The 19154-nt window shown below is 66.5% G+C and carries 17 protein-coding genes; 9 read left to right on the forward strand and 8 right to left on the reverse strand.

All coding sequences use genetic code 11. The annotated features are described in order from the left end of the window. Positions 1-107 precede the first annotated feature (107 nt). Positions 108-623: a TspO/MBR family protein gene (locus tag CXQ90_RS16380; protein WP_104140442.1), complete on the reverse strand. Its 516-nt coding sequence runs from the start codon at positions 621-623 to the stop codon at positions 108-110. A gap of 132 nt (positions 624-755) precedes the next feature. Between CXQ90_RS16380 and CXQ90_RS16385 the strand changes: the two genes are divergently transcribed. The 3 genes from CXQ90_RS16385 to CXQ90_RS16395 all read left to right on the forward strand — a co-directional run bounded on the left by CXQ90_RS16385 (position 756) and on the right by CXQ90_RS16395 (position 4377). Then, a complete protein-coding gene (locus CXQ90_RS16385) occupies positions 756-1649 on the forward strand; it encodes a DNA/RNA non-specific endonuclease (protein ID WP_104140443.1) in 894 nt (297 codons plus the stop codon). A 109-nt stretch (positions 1650-1758) separates the two neighbouring features. After that, entirely contained in the window at positions 1759-2832 is a 1074-nt protein-coding gene (locus CXQ90_RS16390) for a peptidoglycan bridge formation glycyltransferase FemA/FemB family protein (protein WP_104140444.1), read from the forward strand. 48 nt (positions 2833-2880) lie between these two features. Further along, a complete protein-coding gene (locus CXQ90_RS16395; RefSeq protein WP_104140445.1) occupies positions 2881-4377 on the forward strand; it encodes a threonine/serine exporter ThrE family protein in 1497 nt (498 codons plus the stop codon). A 9-nt stretch (positions 4378-4386) separates the two neighbouring features. On the opposite strand, the gene CXQ90_RS16400 is transcribed toward CXQ90_RS16395, so the two are convergent. After that, complete coding sequence (locus CXQ90_RS16400) at positions 4387-5226, reverse strand: siderophore-interacting protein (RefSeq protein WP_104140446.1); 840 nt, start codon at positions 5224-5226, stop codon at positions 4387-4389. Positions 5227-5320: 94 nt separating this feature from the next. Further along, complete coding sequence (locus CXQ90_RS16405; protein ID WP_181038593.1) at positions 5321-6130, reverse strand: uracil-DNA glycosylase; 810 nt, start codon at positions 6128-6130, stop codon at positions 5321-5323. Positions 6131-6328: 198 nt separating this feature from the next. On the opposite strand from CXQ90_RS16405, the gene CXQ90_RS16410 reads away from it, so the two are divergent. The 6 genes from CXQ90_RS16410 to CXQ90_RS16435 all read left to right on the forward strand — a co-directional run bounded on the left by CXQ90_RS16410 (position 6329) and on the right by CXQ90_RS16435 (position 12231). Further along, the gene (locus CXQ90_RS16410; RefSeq protein WP_181038598.1) at positions 6329-6607 is read left to right on the forward strand and encodes a DUF3263 domain-containing protein; all 279 of its coding nucleotides are present in this window, start codon (positions 6329-6331) and stop codon (positions 6605-6607) included. Between the two features lie 51 nt (positions 6608-6658). Continuing rightward, on the forward strand, positions 6659-7318 hold the full coding sequence (locus tag CXQ90_RS16415) for a LytR C-terminal domain-containing protein (protein WP_104140447.1): 660 nt from the start codon (positions 6659-6661) through the stop codon (positions 7316-7318). Positions 7319-7474: 156 nt separating this feature from the next. Then, on the forward strand, positions 7475-7678 hold the full coding sequence (locus CXQ90_RS16420) for a cold-shock protein (protein WP_146068915.1): 204 nt from the start codon (positions 7475-7477) through the stop codon (positions 7676-7678). Positions 7679-7791: 113 nt separating this feature from the next. Beyond that, positions 7792-9018, forward strand: coding sequence for an ABC transporter substrate-binding protein (locus tag CXQ90_RS16425; protein WP_258064569.1), 1227 nt, complete (start codon positions 7792-7794; stop codon positions 9016-9018). A gap of 289 nt (positions 9019-9307) precedes the next feature. Next, complete coding sequence (groL, locus tag CXQ90_RS16430; protein WP_104140450.1) at positions 9308-10936, forward strand: chaperonin GroEL; 1629 nt, start codon at positions 9308-9310, stop codon at positions 10934-10936. Positions 10937-11094: 158 nt separating this feature from the next. Continuing rightward, complete coding sequence (locus CXQ90_RS16435; protein ID WP_104140451.1) at positions 11095-12231, forward strand: ribonuclease HI family protein; 1137 nt, start codon at positions 11095-11097, stop codon at positions 12229-12231. 24 nt (positions 12232-12255) lie between these two features. Here CXQ90_RS16435 and CXQ90_RS16440 read toward each other — a convergent pair whose 3' ends face one another. From CXQ90_RS16440 to CXQ90_RS16460, 5 genes are all read right to left on the reverse strand, one after another. Further along, positions 12256-12543 (reverse strand): WXG100 family type VII secretion target, encoded by a 288-nt coding sequence (locus CXQ90_RS16440; protein WP_104140452.1) that lies wholly within the window; start codon positions 12541-12543, stop codon positions 12256-12258. Positions 12544-12628: 85 nt separating this feature from the next. Continuing rightward, entirely contained in the window at positions 12629-14167 is a 1539-nt protein-coding gene (locus tag CXQ90_RS16445) for a cell wall metabolism sensor histidine kinase WalK (RefSeq protein ID WP_104140538.1), read from the reverse strand. 53 nt (positions 14168-14220) lie between these two features. Then, positions 14221-14934 carry a response regulator transcription factor gene (locus CXQ90_RS16450; protein ID WP_104140453.1) on the reverse strand — a complete coding sequence of 238 codons (714 nt, stop codon included), beginning with the start codon at positions 14932-14934 and terminating at the stop codon, positions 14221-14223. Between the two features lie 61 nt (positions 14935-14995). Then, the gene (locus CXQ90_RS16455; protein WP_104140454.1) at positions 14996-16642 is read right to left on the reverse strand and encodes a DNA repair helicase XPB; all 1647 of its coding nucleotides are present in this window, start codon (positions 16640-16642) and stop codon (positions 14996-14998) included. A gap of 13 nt (positions 16643-16655) precedes the next feature. Then, positions 16656-19151 carry a helicase-associated domain-containing protein gene (locus CXQ90_RS16460; RefSeq protein WP_104140455.1) on the reverse strand — a complete coding sequence of 832 codons (2496 nt, stop codon included), beginning with the start codon at positions 19149-19151 and terminating at the stop codon, positions 16656-16658. Positions 19152-19154 lie beyond the last annotated feature (3 nt).

Here is a 19154-nt window from a genome sequence, read left to right on the forward strand (position 1 = left end):
AGACCGGCAAGGACATGAGCTCCAAATACAAGGAAACCGCCATGGGCGGCCTCGCCGTCAACGTCGTGGAGTGCTGATTCCGCAGCTGTGACCGGGCCTGGCTTGGCCTAATTGTGGGCGGCGGCCCACAGGTTCAGGCTGGCGGCAAAGACCACCCAGGACAGATAGGGCAGCATCAACAACCCGGCCGTCCGGCTGATCGGCCCAAAGCAGAGCACCGTAGCGGCCGCTGCCAGAGCGAGGGCCACGATGATGACGAGCGCCAGCCAGAGGGCAGTGGACCCGAGTGCCGGATACAGTCCGAAGAACACCGGCGTCCAGGCCAGGTTCAGGGCCAGCTGCACGCAGTACACAGTGAGCGCTGTCCCGCGTCCGGGGGCGTTGCTCCGCCAAACGAGCCAGCCGGCCACGGCCATGCCCGTGTACAGCACTGTCCACACCGCACCGAACACCCAGTTGGGCGGAGACCATGGCGCCTTGTCCGCCGCTGCATACCAGCCGTTGACGTTGCCTATGGTGACCTGGGAGCCGAGCCAAGCGACCACGGCAGAGGCAACCAGGAATACCAGGAGGGCTGCCGCCTGGAGGGCTATTCCGCCGCGGCCGTGCTCGTTGGCTTCCATGGTTCAACAGTTGCCACGGGAGGACGGAGAGTCAAGTCAGTGCGCTGGCGCTGCGCCTGGAAGCGGGCAGGACTGGCCAACGGTGAGGCGGCGGCCCTGTGAAGTGTCTGACGCTGGTGCAACCATGGACCCATGGGCAGAGGATACGATCCCGGCTTCCTGCGGGCGGCTGTCGAACTGCCCTGTCCGGACCACCCCACCATACTCCTCGACTACACCCACTTCTCCGTCCGGCTGGTGCCTGCGCGCAGGCTTGCCGCTGTGGTGGCGGTCAATATCAACGGCCGGGAGCTGGTGCCGCTTGACCGGGTCGGAATCTGGCATTTCGACCCCAGGGTGCCCCGGAGCCTACAGGCCGGTCCCGAGGTCTACCGCCACAACGACCTCGACCGCGGCCACCTGGTCCGGCGCCTTGACCCGGTGTGGGGCGACGACGCCACGGCGCGGGCCGCCAACCAGGACACGTTCTCCTATCCCAATGCCGCACCGCAGGCATCGGACTTCAACCAGGGCAAGGAACTGTGGCTCGGGTTGGAAGACCACGTGCTGAACCATGCCGGTGAGCACGACGCGAGGATCAGCGTGTTCACCGGGCCTGTCCTGGCCGACGACGACGTGCCGTACCGGGGAGTCGCCATACCGCGGAAATTCTGGAAAATAGCAGCCTGGACCATGGAGGGAAGGCTGGCTGCGGCGGGGTTCCTGCTGGACCAGTCCCCGCAGCTGGGCACCGAGGAACTGGCGCAGGCCGTCAGGGAGCGGCTGCTGGCGGACGAGCCGCCGCCCCTTGGGCCGTTCCGCACCTTCCAAGTCCCGGTGCCGCAGATAGCGGACCTGACCGGGATACCGCTCACCGTGCTGGCGGAGGCCGACCGTTTTTCCGCCGGTACGGGCCCCGCCGGTACGGGCCCCGCCGGTACGGGCCCCGCCGGTACGGGCCCCGCCGGCCGGGGCCAGGCCGACACCCCGCCCGGCGTGGCTGGCCAGGCGGTGCAACTCACCGACCTCAGCCAGATACGCCTGTGAGCGATACGGCACATGTCCAGCCACCGGCAAGGCCGGGCGGATAGACTTGAGGCTGCCTCTCCGGGCACCTGATGAGGAAACACGTACGCGAAGATTGGACACGGCACACTTGCGAGAATTCACTGCCCGCTTTGCCTCCGCCGAGGAGGTCGCCAACTGGGATTCCCACGTCACCGCGAACCCGAACGGCGGAAACCTGCTTCAGTCCGAGGCGTTTGCGGACGTCAAACAGCACTTCGGGTGGAAGACGCTCCACCTTGTCTATGAAACGGCTGACTACACGAGCTACAACCTGGTACTGGAAAAGAGCTTCCCTGTGCTGGGGAAGCTGTGGTACCTCATCAAGGGCCCCGATGTTGCCGCCGTCGAAGACATTCCGGGCATAGCTGCTGCCAACGCCGACTTCGTCAAGAGGGCACGGCTGGGCGTCTTCGCCATCAAGATCGAGCCTGACATCGTGCACAGCGACTCGGCCCGGGAAGTCATCGAAAACGCCGGGCTGGTCAAGACCCACAACCTCCAGCCCAACGACTCCACCGCCCTCCTGGATATTTCCCCCGAAGAGAACCAGCTGCTCCGGAACCTGCATTCGCGGGGCAGGAATGCCGTGCGGCGTGCCATCCGTGAGGGCGTCGAGGTGCACAACGTGGAGCCCACCGAGGAAAACTTCAAGGCCATGTATGCGCTCATGACCAACACCGTGGAGGCAAAATCCCAGGTCCGGGTCCGCGAGTACGAGTACTACCGCCAGTTCTGGACCAACTTTGTCAAGCGGGGCCAGGGACGGCTTCTGTTCGTCTACGAAAACGGCGTACCGTCAGTAGGGGCGTTCGTGATCAACTACGGGTACAAGGGCACGTACAAGGACGGCGGATCGCTGCAGAAACGCCGCCAGTACGGCGACTCGCACCTGGTGCAGTGGACGGCGATCAACCAGCTCAAGGAGCTGGGCTGCACAGAATACGACTTCTGCGGAACCCCGCCCAGCGCCCAACTCAAGGACACATCCAATCCGTTCCACGGACTGGGACTTTTCAAGACCAGCTTTAGTAAGACGGTGACCGACTTCGTTGGCTGTTACGACCAGATCATCAGCCCGCTGAAATACAAGGTGTGGATGGCAGCGGGTGAGCGTGTGGCCCGGCAGGTGTACACCCGGCGCACCGGACAGCAGTTCTACTAAGGCCGCAGGGCCAATAAAAGCAAGCGCATGGCACGGAGGGAGGCCCGAATGACCAAACAACCCCGCGGCGTCAACAGGCCGCACACGGACGGGCTGCCCAAGACTGAGCCTCTGACACCTTCACAGATGCACCAGAACGCGGCGGCCAAGCGCATGCTGCGCCGGCTGGTCCAGGGGGAAAACCCGCCGACGGCGCCACTGAGCATCGTGGACCGGCTCGCCGGGAGCCCGTACGCCAACCCGATGATCCAGGTCAGCGGCGTAGATACCTCGGCACGCAAGACCCTGGACTTCGTGCTGCACCTCGCCGAGTCGATGTTCCGGTATGGCGCCGGTGCCCTGGAAGTGGAGACCAGCATCATCGCCGTCACCGCTGCCTTCGGCCTGAAGAACATCGAGGTGGATATCACCAACCAGTCCGTGGGCATCAACTACGCGCCCAAGGACCAGACACCCATCGCGCTCCTGCGCGTGGTCCGTTCCTGGACGAACAATTATGCCGGGCTTGCCAAGGTCCACCAGCTGGTCACCGATATCGTGGCCGGAGGCGTGGGCCGGGACGAGGCCGTCCGGCGCCTGGACGAGATCGTCCGCAGCCCCAAGCCGTTCCCGCGCTGGATGGTGACCGTCGCGTTCGCCGTGTTCTCGGCGGTGTTCGTGGGCGTGATTGGTGGCGGCCTGGGTGCGTCGGCGGTCGCATTCGCCTCCAACCTGCTGATCAGCCTGCTGGCCAGGAAGCTGGGCCGGTGGCGGACGCCGGACTTCTTCATCACGGCGGCCTGCTCCTTCGTCGTGACGGTCATCGCGCTGCTCATGTGGCGGTTCGGCAGTCCCGTGGGGGTCCAGCTGGCCCCCGCCATTGTGGTGGTGGGCGGCATCCTGCTGCTGCTTCCCACCGGGCGGCTCGTGTCCTCGGTCCAGGACGCGATCAACGGCTTCCCCGTCACAGCGGCCGGCAGGTTCCTATCAACTCTGCTGACCTTCGGGGCAGTCGTCGCCGGGATTGCCGTCGCGCTTGTGGTGGGAGACAGGATCGGCATGGAGCCGATCGACGTCACGGATTCCTTCCCGCCCGCGTACCCGCTGTGGGCGCAGGTCATTCTGGTTGCCATCGCCGTTGTGGCGATCGGCATCACGGAACAGACGGACTGGAAGCTGCTGCTTCCGACGGCGGCCGTGGGCGTGATCGGCCACATGGTCCTGATCGGCGCGGGGGCGCTCGGCATCGGGCTGAACTTCTCGCCGGCGCTGGCCGCTGTGGTGATCGGCCTGCTGGCCCGGGTGGTGGCGCTGCGGATGGGTGCCCCGCAGCTGGTGGTCGCTGTGCCGGCCGCGCTAATTCTCCTGCCCGGACTCACCATCTTCCGCTCGATGTACGTGCTGACGATTGAGGAATCCGAAATCCTGCTCGGCGCGGGCGGGATGCTGAGTGCCGGGGCGATTGTGTTCGGCGTCGCCGGCGGGATCGTGCTCGGCGACACGCTCGCGCGGCCCCTCACCCGGAGCCTGGCGAGCAATGAACGACGGCGGGCCCGCCGCCGCTAGATCTCCGCCCTAGATCTTACCGATCGGGAGCTTCTTCTCGGCCTGGAAGTCGTCCTCGACGCGTCCCGTGGCCCAGTAGCCGGACAGCGACACCTGGCTGCGCTCCAGGCCGCGCTGGCGGAACAGCACCTCGCGCAGGCCCTTCATGTAGCCACGTTCTCCGTGGGCGAAGACATCAACCCGGCCGTCGGGCCACTCGGCATCGCGGACTGCGTTGACCAGCAGGTCGCTGCCGCCTGCCGGGACGCCGTCGCGTTTCAGCCAGACGAGTTCCAAGGCTGCCGGCGCGGCGATCTGCTGGACATCTGCGTCGGTGTCCACTTCCAGGAACGCCAGGCCCCGGGCACCGGACGGCAGGGACTCTATGACGGCGGCGATCGCCGGCAGCGCGGCTTCGTCTCCGGCCAAAAGGTACCAGTCGGCAGCAGGATCCGGGTTGTAGCCGCCGCCCGGTCCCGTGAGGATGAGCGTGTCACCGGGCTGGGCCGCGGCAGCCCATGGCCCTGCCAGGCCTTCGTCCCCGTGGATGACGAAGTCGATGGCCAGTTCACCGGCCGCTGTGTCCACCCAGCGCACCGTATAGGTCCGGGTGTACGGCCACAGCCCCCGCGGCATCGATTCGCGGACAGCCCACAGGTCCAGCGGCTCGGGGTAGTCCACATTCTGCTGGGGAAAGGCGATCTTTACGTACCTGTCCACAAAGTCGTTGTTGACGTACTCGGCGAAGCCCTCGCCGCCGGCGACGATGCGCACCATGTGCGCGGAAAGCTGCTCCCGGCGCAGGACGGTCAGGTTGATCTGGGGGCGGGAGTTCCGCGTGGCGGACGTGGCGGCGGGAACAGAAGTCATGAAAGTAAGCCTAGGCTAAGTTCGGGCGCGGGCCGTCCTCCGGCCACCTGGCGGGTTCGCTGGTTTACTGCACGGCTCATAGCCGGCCAGGCACTCAGTGCCCAGCCGCTGGCCTGCCAGTTGCGCCGGTTGCCGGTGCCAATGCCGGAAGCTCCCAGTCCACCGCGCCGGCGCCCTGCTCGTTCAGCAGGGCGTTGGCTCGGCTGAACGGCCGGGATCCGAAGAAACCGCGGGACGCCGACAGGGGGCTCGGATGGACGCTGGCCACCACGGGCGTGTCGCCCAGGAGCTGCCGCATTCCCTCCGCGTCCTTGCCCCACAGGACGGCGACGAGGGGGAGCCTGCCGCCGTCAGCGGCGCGGCGGCCCGCGACGGCGGCAACGGCCGCCGTCGTGATGGTTTCCCAGCCCTTTCCGCGGTGGGAGCCGGCGGCGCCCTCGCGGACGCTCAGGACCCTGTTAAGCAGCAGGACGCCCTGCCCGGCCCAGGCGCCCAGGTCGCCATGGACGCGCGCCGGGAGCCCGAGGTCGGCCTCGAGCTCCTTGTAGATGTTGGCCAGGCTGCGGGGGATGGGACGCGTGCGGCCGTCCACCGAAAACGCCAGCCCGACGGCATGTCCCGGCGTGGGGTACGGATCCTGGCCCACGATTAGCACCCGCACGTCCGCCAGCGGCTGGCGGAACGCGCGGAGGACGTTCGACGACGGCGGCAGCACCCTGTGCCCCTCCGCCACCTCCCCGGCCAGGAAAGACAGCACCGACCGCAGCTCCGACTCCACACCGGCCAGTGCCGCGGCCCAGTCGGGAGCCACCAGCTCGTCGAGGGGCATCCCTGCCATCTCGGCGAAGCCAACAGCCTCCGGACTGGCCTGCTCCAGCTCAAACAAGGGTTCCGGTTCAGTCACCCACTCATTCTGCCTCGGCGGGGCGTCGGCGTCACACGGCGTAAATGACAATGCTGTTATTCGTCCGTAACATGGTGGTTGGGCTTTTTACCGGATTCAGCGAAGGAGGGTGCAGTGGCAGAGCCGTTGCAGGACCATTTCGCAGGCCAGCCGGCGGCGGCTGGCGCGGCGCCGGAGGCGGGATCGCAGCGCGGATCGCTGCTGGACGACTTCCAGTTGCGGGACTCGCCGCTGAGCGAGCGGGAGCAGCAGATGCTGGCTCTGGAGCGGCAGTGGTGGAAGTACGCTGGAGCCAAGGAACAGGCCATCCGCGAGCTGTTCGACCTCTCTGCGACGCACTACTATCAGATCCTCAATGCACTGATCGATACCGAGGCTGCGCTGGCCCACGACCCCATGCTCGTCAAGAGATTGCGTAGACTACGTACGTCACGCCAGCGCGCCCGCACTGCACGCCGCCTGGGATCTGACGCGTAAACGCCAGTGCCGGACTGCCGGCAAGAAATCCACCAAGGACGTCACTTCACCATGACTAACTATGCTCGGGACGAATTCGACAGGGTCCCGGAGGCCTCTGCCCGTCAGGGCGTACACCGTGCCGTTTCTGCGCCTGGCCGCGCGAGGCTCTGGCCGATTCTGACCGTAGGAATCGGGTCGCTTGCCGTCGGCGTGTTCGCGTTTCTGCTGCTGCCGCAGCTTGGGTTCCAGGCCGCCGCGAGCCCGCTCTCCGCCATGACCGCCGAAGCGCCGCCCAGCCAACGGCCCAGCCCGCAGTCGAGCTCGCTCTCCAGCCCCACCGCCACGGCGTCCGCCAAGGCAACCTCACCCGCAGCCAACCCCTCCAGCACACCGTCGGCCTCCGCATCCGAGTCGGCCTCCGGTGCAGATTCCCAGGCGCTGAGCTCCTCTGCCGTGGACAAGTCGCAGCCGGTGTCCGTCTACAACGCAGCGCTCACCTCCGGGCTGGCCGGACGGGTGGGCGCCACGGTCCAGAATGACGGCTGGGCACTGGGTGAAGTGTCCAACTGGCAGGGATCGCCCCAGCAGGCATCGGTGATTTTCTATTCCGACGCAGCGCAGAGGGCGAACGCCGAGGCTCTCGCTGCACTGCTGAACATCACCAACCTGGTTGAAACTGCGGACCTTCAGGCCCCTGTTGCCGTGGTGCTGGGCCCCGAATTCCAGTGACCGTTTGGGTTACGCCTTAATAACTATTGAGCCGGGTTTTAGCCGCCTGCCTGCGCCCGGACGGGCCCGTCGATAGAGTGTTTCCAGACTTCAACGCGTAATTCACGGCACACACTGAAGTGGGCCTTACGGAAGCAATCTGAAAGTGTGGAGATCATGGCATTGGGAACCGTGAAGTGGTTCAACGCGGAAAAGGGCTACGGCTTTATTACCGTTGACGGCTCGGGTGACGACGTTTTTGTGCACTGGTCCGCCATCCAGGGCGACGGGTACCGCGCCCTCGATGAGGGCCAGCGGGTGGAGCTGGAGGTCGGCGAAGGCGAAAAGGGCCCGCAGGCCGAAGACGTCCGGCCCGCCTAGTGACACACCGCACCGCCCGCACTCCCTCCCGGGTGACTGCCCGACGTCGGACCGGAACCTTGGAGTCCGCCCGCACCGCCGGCTGGGGTGTCGCAGCCTGCGGTGCTGTTGCTGTGCTGGCGCTGGGCGGCTGCTCCGGGTCTGCGGGTAACGCGAGGACGGCCTCGGTCGAGGCCAGCGGTGACGGCATCCTGCGGATCGGCCTGATCCTTGATAATGCCGGCCCCCAGTCGTTCCTGAACGCTGCCCAGCTGGCGGCGGCCAAACTGGCCGTCCAGGAAATCAATGCAGCCGGCGGGCACAAGGGCCAGCCGGTGCAGCTGCTGCCGGAAAACACCGATGCCGACACCGCAGCGCAGGCGAGGGAGCTCGTGAACGCCAAGGCCGACGTCGTGATCGGTCCCACCGATTCGAGCCGGGCTCCGGCTGCCATTGACGTTCTGTCCAAGGCCAAGGTCACGCTCATTTCGCCTGCGAACACTGCGGCGGGACTCAGCAAGTACAACAGCGGCGGATATTACTTCCGGACGGCCGCAGCTGACATCGCCCAGTCCGCAGTCCTCGTGAAAATGGCCAAGGACGGCGGAGCCAAGAGCCTCGCCGTGGTTTACGAGGACAGCGGCTACGGCACGGAGGTGTCCGCAGCAGTGTCCGCATCCGCAAAGAGTGCCGGCCTGGAACCGGTGACGCTTTCCGCCTTCAAACCGGGGGAGGCGCAGAAATCCGCGGCCGCCGTCCGGGAAGCTGCGCCGGACGCCGTCGTCGTCATTGCCCGCGACGGTGCGCAGGGCGCCATTGCCGAACTGACCAACGCCGGGGTGCCGGGAAGCAAGCTCCTTCTGAGCGACGGAGCCTTCAGGCAGTACGGCTCGGGCCTGGGTTCCAAGGCGCTTGAGGGCGCACGGGCCGTGGTCCCCGGCGTCTTCCCTTCCGCACACCTGCAGGGTGAACTCGTGGCAGTGGATGCGGGCCTCAAGGACATGACATTCGCGCCGGAAACCTACGATGCCGTCAATCTTGCAGCTGTGGCGGCCGCCGTCGCGGATGACGACGCCGGCGCGTCGATCGCTGCCACGCTGATCTCCGTCTCGGGCGGATCGGCGGGCGAGGGCGAAACTGCGGCACAGCCCGGCGGGAAGCCCACGGTCTGCAAGACCTACAAGGAATGCCTGCCGGCCATCAAGGCGGGTACCGCTGTTGACTACGACGGTGAATCAGGTCCGGTCCGCTTCGATGCGAACGGCGATGTCACCGCAGCCAACTACATGGTGTTCACCTACGGGGCGGACAACAATGCCAAGCTGACCGGCAGCGAGGCCGCCGGCCGGTCCGCCGGCTGATCGCTGGGAGCGAATTGCGTGCCGCAGTTGCCGCGTTTTCCGCGGCATCTGCTTGCACTCTCCACGGGGGAGTGCTAATTATTGATTAGCACTCTTACGTATCGACTGCTAAAGCACCGCCCGGTCCAGACCGTCAGCGGTGCCGGTTGTATACGTGGAGCGGAAGAAACACCTGGTTGGGGTGAGATCCGGACCGCCGGCATACAGAGGCCTGCGGGAAGGATCGTCCGTCGCGGGCACCGCAGCGAGGTTCATTCTTAACGACTGTCCCGAAAGGACCACTGCCGTTATGGCCAAGATCATTGCATTTGATGAAGAGGCACGCCGCGGCCTTGAGCGGGGCCTGAACATCCTCGCCGACGCCGTTAAGGTCACCCTCGGCCCGCGTGGACGCAACGTCGTCCTCGAAAAGAAGTGGGGCGCCCCCACGATCACCAACGATGGTGTTTCCATCGCCAAGGAGATCGAGCTGGACGATCCATACGAGAAGATCGGCGCCGAGCTGGTCAAGGAAGTTGCCAAGAAGACCGATGACGTCGCTGGCGACGGCACCACCACAGCTACCGTGCTGGCCCAGGCCCTGGTCAAGGAAGGCCTGCGCAACGTCGCGGCCGGCGCTGACCCGCTGTCCCTCAAGCGCGGCATCGAAAAGGCAGTTGAAGCGGTAACCCGCGAACTGCTGGATTCCGCCAAGGAAATTGAAACCAAGGAAGAGATCGCCGCCACGGCCTCGATCTCCGCTGGCGACAACGAAATCGGCGCCCTCATTGCCGAGGCCCTGGACAAGGTCGGCAAGGAAGGTGTCATCACCGTCGAGGAGTCCAACACCTTTGGCCTGGAGCTTGAGCTCACCGAAGGCATGCGCTTCGACAAGGGTTACATCTCCGCGTACTTCGTCACGGACACCGAGCGCCAGGAAACGGTCCTTGAGGACCCGTACATCCTGATCGTCAACTCCAAGATCTCCAACGTCAAGGAACTGGTTGCTGTCCTCGAAAAGGTCATGCAGTCCAGCAAGCCGCTGCTGATCATTGCCGAAGACATCGAGGGCGAGGCTCTGGCCACCCTGATCGTCAACAAGATCCGCGGCACCTTCAAGTCCGTCGCCGTCAAGGCTCCGGGCTTCGGCGACCGCCGCAAGGCACAGCTCGCCGACATCGCCATCCTCACCGGTGGCCAGGTCATCGCCGAGGAAGTCGGCCTCAAGCTTGAGACCGCCGGCCTCGAACTCCTCGGCCGTGCCCGCAAGGTGGTTGTCACCAAGGACGAGACCACCATCGTCGAGGGTGCAGGTGACGCTGACCAGATTGCCGGCCGCGTTTCCCAGATCCGTGCAGAGATCGAAAACTCCGATTCCGACTACGACCGCGAGAAGCTGCAGGAGCGCCTGGCCAAGCTGGCCGGCGGCGTTGCAGTCATCAAGGCCGGTGCCGCAACCGAAGTTGAGCTCAAGGAACGCAAGCACCGCATTGAGGACGCAGTCCGCAACGCCAAGGCTGCTGTTGAAGAGGGCATCGTCGCCGGCGGTGGCGTTGCCCTGATCCAGGCCGGTGCCAAGGCATTCGCCAACCTGCAGCTCGAAGGCGACGAAGCAACCGGCGCGAACATCGTGCGCGTTGCCATCGACGCTCCGCTCAAGCAGATCGCATTCAACGCCGGCCTCGAGCCCGGTGTTGTGGTGGACAAGGTCCGCGGCCTGCCCGCTGGCCACGGCCTGAACGCAGCAACCGGCGAGTACGTCGACCTGCTGGCCGCCGGCATCAACGACCCCGTCAAGGTGACGCGCTCTGCCCTGCAGAACGCGGCTTCCATTGCCGGCCTGTTCCTCACCACCGAGGCTGTTGTGGCCGACAAGCCGGAGAAGAACGCTCCGGCCATGGGCGGCGGCGACGAGATGGGCGGCATGGGCGGTTTCTAACCCCCTGCCTTCCAGCTAGCGAACAACGCTCTTAAGATCGGCGGCGGTCCCACCTTCGGGTGTGGCCGCCGCCGGTCTTTAACGGCGTGCGTCCCTTGGCCTGTGGGTCCTTGAGGCGTACGGACGGCAGTGTCGGTGGTGTCTGGCAGGATTGATCCGTGACGATTACAGCAGCGGCCGACGGTTCGGCTTTAGGAAATCCCGGCCCGGCCGGATGGGCCTGGTACGTAAACGACGATTGCTGGCGCGCCGGAGGGTGGCCGCACGGCACGAACAACCAGGGTGAGCTGATGGCGGTCCTGGATCTCTTCCGCTCAACAGCGCACATTCCGCAGGAGGACCTGCGGATTCTCTGCGACAGCCAGTACGTGATCAATTCCGTGACCAAGTGGATGCCCGGCTGGAAGCGCAAAGGGTGGCGGAAAGCCGACGGCAAGCCCGTCCTCAACGTCGACATCCTCAAGGACATCGACCGGGAACTGGCGGGCCGGAAATACACCTTCGAGTGGGTCAAGGGCCACGCGGGCCATGACCTGAACGAGGCGGCCGACGAACGCGCCCGTGCCGTTGCGGTGGCATACCAGCAGGGCGTGGCTGCCCGCTCCGGGCCCGGCTTCCGCGGTGCTGCCGCCGGGGTCCGGGAACCGGAAGCCAGGGGCGCCGCGGCCGCTGCCCGGGATTCTTCCCCGGAATCCGACGGAGCGGACGAGCTGGACCTGTTCGGCGGCATGGACAGCGCCCGCATTGATGCCGCCGGACTGGCCAGCAGCGCGTCTGGGAGCAGTGGACGGCCAAGCAGCGGGCCTGGCAACAACGGACGGCCAAGCAGCGGGTCTGGCGGCAACGGACCGGGCAGCAACGGACGGGGCAGCAACGGAGCGGGCGCCTTCAGCGAGCCGGACCTGTTCAGCGAACTGGGCACGGATGTTCTTGCCCCCACCCGGGCTGGCGGTCCCCGCGCGGAAGAAATCGTTGAAGCGCTGGAACGCGAGCTCCTTCGCCCCGACGTGCGCAGCGACATAGGGCGGACCGGTGTTCTGCTGCATCCCGACTTCGTGGAAATCGGCAGCGCCGGGCGGATCTGGACCCGGGACGCGATGATGATGTCCCTCGAGGAAAGCCCGGGAGGCCCGATCGACCTGGACGTGCTCGGTGCCGACCGCATCGGCTCGGACACGATCCTGCTGACCTACCGGAGCTACTCACGCTCCGGCACTGCCCTCCGGAGCTCCCTGTGGGTCCTGGACGGCGCACAATGGCGGCTCCGTTTCCACCAAAGCACGCCGGAGGTCTGACACAGGCTACCGGCCTCCGGGACGCTAGCTGAAGCGCTGGGCGTTGCCCTGTTCCGCCTGAGCGTATGTGGCCGCGGCGGAGGACAATGCCAGGTTGATGGACGCCAGCGAAGCCTCCACCTTGCCCTGCGTCAGCGTCCATTCGGTGACGAGTGCCTGGAAGTTGGTGGCGGCCGAGCCGCGCCAAGTGGCCTGGAGCTCGTCCAGGCCATGCTTCATGGCCTGGACATCGGCGCTGATGCGGTCAACGGTTGCCTTGACGTTGGCTGACTTCATCTCGAGGAGTTCGGTATCGACGGAAATGATGCTCATTGCTGTGGCCTCTCGACGTTATGCGGGACTCCAATGTGGTCCGCTGAGCCGAGCCTATGAAATCAGCCGCAGCAGGCGCGACGGGTCAGTTCCTGTATGTGGATAACCCGGCCTGGCTGCTGTCGCCGCCGCTGCCGTCGCCGTCCCGCCCATCGGCAGCGCTGTCGCCGGCCTGGTGGTCAGTGCCGCCGTCGGAATTCCTGTCCAGGCGCTGGCTTCCGGAGACGCCTCGGTGCCCTTCCTGGGCATCATTGCGGGCCGGCAGACTGACGATCAGCGTTGCGCCGCCGCCCTCGGTGGTGTCCACGCGGACAGATCCGCCGTGCGAACCCACGATGGCTGCCACGATAGCCAGGCCCAGCCCGCTGCCGCCCGTGTCCCTGGTGCGGGACGTATCTGACCGGTAGAAGCGCTCGAAGACTTTAGGCGCTTCGCTGTCCGGAATGCCGGGGCCGTGGTCCCGGACTTCGAGGACCGAGTGCAGTGAACCGTCCTTGCCTGCACGCATGCCCACCGCGAGTTCGATCGGCGTGCCCGCCGGTGTGTACCGTAAAGCGTTGCCCACGAGGTTGCCCACCACCTGGCGGAGCTTCGCTTCGTCGCCGAGCACGGGCGCGGGCTGCGCGCGGCTTCCCTTCAGGCCCGTCAGGGTGATCGTGCGGTTGGGGTCGCTGGCCTGGGTGTCCACCACGGCGTCGTGGGCGAGCAGCTGAAGGTCGACGGGCTTCTGCTGCAGCGGCCGCTGCTCATCGAGCCGTGCCAGCAGGAGCAGGTCCTCCACCATAGAGCCCATGCGCTTGGCTTCGCTCTCGATGCGGCCCATGGCGTTGGTGATCTCCTCGGGGGACTCCAAGGCGCCATGCCGGTAGAGCTCCGAGTAGCCCCTGATGGTCACGAGCGGAGTGCGCAGTTCGTGTGAGGCGTCTGCAGCGAACCGCCGCATGCGGTCCTCGGAGGCCATCCGTGCCGCGAACGCGGCCTCGATGTGGGCGAGCATGGCGTTCAGTGACCGTCCGAGGCGGCCCACTTCCGTGTCCGGATTCTCCACAGCCACGCGGCGCGACAGGTCACCGGCCGCAATGGCGGCCGCGGTCTTCTCCACCCGGGCCAGCGGACGGAAGGATCTGGTCACTGTCCACGAGGCGATGAAGAAGGCGAGGATCAGCGTCAGCAGCCCAACGCCCACCACCACCAGCGTGGCGTGGCCCAGAACTTCCTCCACCGTGGAGAGGGGCAGGCCGATAACCACCACGGCCCGCTGCTGGTTGCTGTCAACGATGCTGACGGCAACCACACGCCAGTTTTCGTCGTCGGTGCCGCGGACCTGATAGGGCTCGAAGCCGCGCTGGCGAGCCTGATCCACGGTGATGGAATCGATGTCCGGGCGCGGGTCCTTGTTGTCGCTGAGGACCCGCCCTGCGGCTCCCGGATAGTAGACGACCACCGAGTAATCGGTGGGGACGCTGGTGTTGGGCATGGCGATTTGGCTAAAGGACCGCTCCTGCTCGGCGGACGCGACGGCGGCCTTCAGTTTGTCGTCCACCTGGCCTTCGAGGTAGCTCCGCAGCAGGGTCAGGGTGCCCGCCCCCGTGACAGCCAGGGCCACGAGCATGACGGCCATCATGATCGCTACCAGTTGCGACCGGAGTGTGGCGGACTTCCAACGTTCCAGCAAGGTCAGCGCTTTTCTGCTGTCCGCAGCACGTAGCCGACGCCGCGTTTGGTCTGGATCAGGGCCGGGGCGTCGGGATCGATGTCCACTTTGCGCCGCAGGTACGAGATGTAGGACTCCACGATCGAGGCATCACCGTTGAAGTCGTACTCCCAGACATGGTCCAGGATCTGTGCCTTGGAGAGCACCCGGTTCGGATTGAGCATCAGGTACCTCAGGAGCTTGAACTCGGTGGGCGACAGCTCAATGACGGTTCCGCCGCGGCGCACCTCGTGGGCGTCGTCGTCGAGTTCGAGGTCGTCGACGCGGATGACTGCCTCGTCGTCGTCCAGCAGCGGCTGGGTGCGGCGCAGCACTGCGCGGATGCGTGCCACAACTTCATCGAGGCTGAACGGCTTGGTGACGTAGTCGTCGCCGCCGACGGTCAGCCCGGTGACCTTGTCTTCGGTGTCGTCCTTGGCGGTGAGGAACAGGACGGGGAAGTGCTTGCCCGAAGCGCGAAGCCGCCGGGTGACGGTGAAGCCGTCCATGTCCGGAAGCATGACGTCCAGCACGGCGAGGTCCGGGGTGTGGGCTTCCGCGGCAGCCAGGGCCTCCCGCCCATTGCCGGCCGAAACGACTTCGAACCCGGCGAAGCGCAGCGACGTGGAGAGGAGCTCGCGGATGTTCGGCTCGTCATCGACCACGAGGAGCTTGGCTTCGGCACCGTTCTTTTTCATATCTCCCATGATGCTCCCAGAATCTGGGAGTTTTCTGGATGAAAGTTGTGTGTTGCTTGGGCTAGCCCGTCTTGCCCACGTCCTTGGCGTCCATGATCCGGTACGCGTAGCCCTGCTCCGCGAGGAACCGCTGCCGCTTGGCAGCGAAATCCTGGTCCAGGGTGTCCCTGGCCACCAGCGAGTAGAAGCGTGCCGCGCGGCCGTCCTGTTTGGGACGCAGCAGCCGGCCGAGCCGCTGGGCTTCCTCCTGCCGGGACCCGAAGGAGCCGGAGACCTGGATCGCGACCGATGCCTCCGGGAGGTCGATGGAAAAGTTGGCCACCTTGGACACGACGAGGGTCTGCACTTCGCCCGCCCGGAAGGCGTCGAAGAGCTTCTGGCGCTCCTTTACCGTGGTTTCGCCCTTGATGACCGGGGCGTCCAGGCGCTCACCCAGCTCATCCAGTTGGTCGATGTACTGTCCGATCACGAGCACCTGCTCGCCGCGGTGCCGTTCCACCAGCTGCTCCGCCACCAGGGTTTTGGTCTCGGACGTGGCGCAGAGCCGGTACTTGTCGGCGTCGTCGGCCATGGCGTACGCCACGCGTTCGTCCCGCGGAAGGTCCACGCGCACCTCCACGCAGTCCGCGGGCGCGATGTAGCCCTGGGCTTCGATGTCCTTCCACGGGGCGTCGTACCGTTTGGGTCCGATCAGGCTAAAGACCTCGCCCTCCCTGCCGTCCTCGCGTACCAGCGTTGCCGTGAGGCCCAGCCGGCGGCGGGCCTGGAGGTCTGCGGTCATCCGGAAGATCGGTGCGGGAAGCAGGTGGACCTCGTCGTAGATGATCAGGCCCCAGTCGTTGCCGTCCACGAGCTCAAGGTGCGGGTACAGGCCGCCGCGCTTCGTCGTGAGGACCTGGTACGTGGCGATCGTCACCGGCCGGACTTCCTTGACGGCACCGGAGTATTCCCCAATTTCATCCTCGGTCAGCGAGGTCCGCTTGAGCAGTTCGTCTTTCCACTGCCTGGCCGAGACGGTGTTGGTCACGAGGATCAGCGTCGTCGTGGAGCTCGTGGCCATCGCCGCGGCTCCCACCAGGGTCTTACCCGCGCCGCAGGGCAGCACCACAACGCCGCTGCCGCCCGCCCAGAAGTTCTCGGTGGCCAGCCGCTGGTAGGGCCGCAGCTGCCAGCCGGACTCGTTGAGCATGATCGGGTGGGGCGTGCCGTCCACATATCCGGCCAGGTCCTCTGCAGGCCAGCCGATCTTCAGCAGCAGCTGTTTGAGCTGACCGCGCTGGGAGGAGTGGACCACCACAGTCTCGCCGTCGATGCGGGGACCGAGCAGCGGCTGGATTTTCTTGGCCCTGCTGACCTCTTCCAGCACGGGGTAATCATTGGTGCGCATGACGAGCCCGTGCTGCGGATCCTTCTCCAGCCTGAGCCGCCCGTAGCGGGACATGGTTTCCTCGATGTCAATCAGCAACGAATGCGGGACCGGGAAACGGGAGTACTTGAGCAGGGTGTCGAGCACTTTCTCGGCGTCCAGGCCGGCCGCCCTGGCATTCCAGAGCCCCAGGGGCGTCAGCCGGTAGCTGTGCACGTGTTCGGGCGCACGCTCCAGTTCAGCGAAGGCGGCGATGGCGTGCCGGGCCTCGGTGGCCTGCTCGTGGTCGACTTCCAGGAGGATGGTCTTGTCGCTCTGGACAATCAGCGGGCCGTCATTCACGCTGCGAAAACCTTCACGGATGTGATTCCTCTGCTGCTTCGATGTCGATGATCCGGTGGATGGAGAGCACCCTTTCGGTGTCCTTGGCGGGGTCGAAGACCCTGACGCGTCCACCGGTTACGGAGACCGGAACAACGGTTTCGAGCTTCGCATTCCCCAGGTGGTCCACCACGTTCATGGTGACCCGCTGCTTGAGCCGGATGGCCCTCCTCAGCGTTTCAAGCCCCAGCTGCGTGGCTTCCTCAGCGCCGCCGGCGAACGCCGGATGCACGCCGTTGGGGCCCGTCCCGGCCGCGGCGGCGTGGCTACGGAGCACTGCGAGCTGGGCATCCACGTCAGCGTCCGGCGGGGCCGTGCGGGGTGCGCTGTACACCGGGTGGGCGCTCCCTGGCAGGGGCGCGGTGCGGTTCAGGCGGATGACTGAACCGGATTCCTCGACGGCGGGCGAAAGTCCCAGCCCGCGCAGCACCAAGGCGGTCTGCCGCGGGGATGCGGTGGAAATCAGGACGGTGGGGGCGATCCGGACCAGGCCCAGTGATGATGCGGCGGCCTCGCCGGCCAGCTCGCCGAGGGCCGCCTCGTCGTCGCTCTGGATGAAACTCGTTGCCGCGCCGACGCGCAGCTTGCCGTGCCGGGCGGCGGTGTCCTCGACCAGATACTGCAGCGGCTGCGGAACGGCGGTGGCCGAGTGCTGGCGGAGAAAACCGAGAATGGCGGCGGCGTCCTGCCCGGAGTCCAGAGCCCGCCGGATGGACGCCGCCGAGAACCGGTAAATGGTGGCCGGGCCCTGTCCCTCGGCGTCCGCCATCCGCAGCAGCCGTTCGCTCAGCTCCGGAGCCAAGTAGCCCGGCGCCACCGCGGTGAGGTCGGCCTGCAGAAGCACGTGGTTGAGTGCCGCGGGCAGGTGTTCGCCGAGGATGTCCATGGCGTCCTGCGGTGCTTCGGCGGCAATCGCCGCGCCGAGCTGGCTGAGCGCACCGGAACCGATCAGCCCGAGCATTTCCGCCTCCGCAAGGACTCCCCGGATCAGGGAGCTGAACCGGCGTGCCATGCGCGGCTGCGACCACTCGGCACGCTGCAGCACGGCTTCGGCGTTGAGGACCGGCGCCGTCCCGTCGGGCGATTCCGCTTCAAGGGTCAGCTCCTGCAGGATTTCCAGGATCCTCTTGCGGATGACGGGCGCATCGGACCGCTGGGCCTCTGCGGACAACGCATTGACCGTGGTGCCGGCGACGGCCCGCTGGCTGGCCGGGCCCGCAGGCTGACCGTTGACCGGCTGTCCGACCAGTGACGGGGCGCGCTCGCTGGCCAGCCAGGCGTTGACCAGCCACAGCCACTGTTCCTGCCTCGGTAGCCCCAGCCACTCCAGCTGGGGCGGCTGCACCCAGCAGGAGCTGTCCACATCCAGCCGGACCAGCCCGGAAAGTGCGCAGAACTCCAGGAGCACCGCGGCCATGTGCGGGTCCACGCGCAGGGTATCGGCGAGCCGCCGCATTTCGCGGATGCCCACGCCGCCGCTCCGCAGGGTGGCCAGCGGCTGCTCACGAACGGCGTGGAGAAGTTCGCCCGTGAGCCGAAGGGTCTCGGCGATGGCGCCGAGCGCGGCGTTGCGGCGGAGGGCGGCGGTGGTGGTGCCAAGTGTCGGCACCGGGGGAGTCTGGGAGAAGTTGTCGATGACGGCGCCGCCCCGGAGCGACATGCCGACGCTGTGCGGCAGTTCTACGTGCGCGGCGTCCAAGGGCACCAACAGGCCGCGTGCCAATAGCCAGTCCACCGGCCCGACGTCGGACCCCTCGGTAGTCACGGAAGCTTTCCGTTGCGCTTGGGGGACGGCACCCATGGCCCAGTTGCTGAATCTGGCGAGCAGCGCCGTCGTGCGTTCCGGAGCCGTGGCGAGCACGGCCCGCAGGGCTTCGGGGGAGGACGTCCAGTGCTGCAGCGCCAGCGCTGCCTCCATGGGAGTGGTGGCCGCCTGGATGTCGGCGCCGCTCCGGTGCAGCTCGCCGACAAGTTGAACGACGCGCTGGGCGAAGGCTGGCTGCAGCCGAACCAGTTCGGTGTAACTCCGGCCCAGCCCGGCGGGATAGATTCCGACGACGTCCTTGAGGCTGCCCACCGGGAGGTAGAACCGCTGCCTGTGCGCCGCCGGCCCTGCGCTGTGCGGCGGCTCGGCCCGGTGCACCAGCGCCAGTTCCTGCAGCGACAGCAGTATCCGTTCAACGGCTGCCACAGTTGATCCGGCGATCATTTTCTTGAGGACCGTGGCCGACGCACTGTGGCCGGTGTCCGTGTTGGTGCACAGGTGGAGGGTCTCAAGGACCTGCATTTGGGGCCGGTTCAGCCGTTCCAGGGCTCGCTGCACGCTCACGCGTGCGCTGGCCCGGGCAGCCAGTGCCGCAAAGTCGGGAACCCCGGGAGACATCAGGTCCGGCCGCGCAGCGAACAGGGCCCGCAGCGACTCATCGCTGCGTGCCTCCAGTTCCTTGCTCAGCGCACGAATGAGGGACATCAG

The sequence above is a fragment of the Arthrobacter sp. ZGTC131 genome (assembly GCF_002929275.1).
Taxonomy (GTDB): Bacteria; Actinomycetota; Actinomycetes; order Actinomycetales; family Micrococcaceae; genus Arthrobacter.

Excerpts from the sequence above, each read along its gene's own strand:
- CXQ90_RS16415 (WP_104140447.1), top strand. The coding sequence starts at position 6,659 with ATGACTAACTATGCTCGGGACGAATTCGACAGGGTCCCGGAGGCCTCT.
- CXQ90_RS16400 (WP_104140446.1), bottom strand. The coding sequence starts at position 5,226 with ATGACTTCTGTTCCCGCCGCCACGTCCGCCACGCGGAACTCCCGCCCC.
- groL (WP_104140450.1), top strand. The coding sequence starts at position 9,308 with ATGGCCAAGATCATTGCATTTGATGAAGAGGCACGCCGCGGCCTTGAG.
- CXQ90_RS16445 (WP_104140538.1), bottom strand. The coding sequence starts at position 14,167 with ATGATGGCCGTCATGCTCGTGGCCCTGGCTGTCACGGGGGCGGGCACC.
- CXQ90_RS16460 (WP_104140455.1), bottom strand. The coding sequence starts at position 19,151 with ATGTCCCTCATTCGTGCGCTGAGCAAGGAACTGGAGGCACGCAGCGAT.
- CXQ90_RS16380 (WP_104140442.1), bottom strand. The coding sequence starts at position 623 with ATGGAAGCCAACGAGCACGGCCGCGGCGGAATAGCCCTCCAGGCGGCA.
- CXQ90_RS16420 (WP_146068915.1), top strand. The coding sequence starts at position 7,475 with ATGGCATTGGGAACCGTGAAGTGGTTCAACGCGGAAAAGGGCTACGGC.
- CXQ90_RS16395 (WP_104140445.1), top strand. The coding sequence starts at position 2,881 with ATGACCAAACAACCCCGCGGCGTCAACAGGCCGCACACGGACGGGCTG.
- CXQ90_RS16385 (WP_104140443.1), top strand. The coding sequence starts at position 756 with ATGGGCAGAGGATACGATCCCGGCTTCCTGCGGGCGGCTGTCGAACTG.
- CXQ90_RS16450 (WP_104140453.1), bottom strand. The coding sequence starts at position 14,934 with ATGAAAAAGAACGGTGCCGAAGCCAAGCTCCTCGTGGTCGATGACGAG.
- CXQ90_RS16440 (WP_104140452.1), bottom strand. The coding sequence starts at position 12,543 with ATGAGCATCATTTCCGTCGATACCGAACTCCTCGAGATGAAGTCAGCC.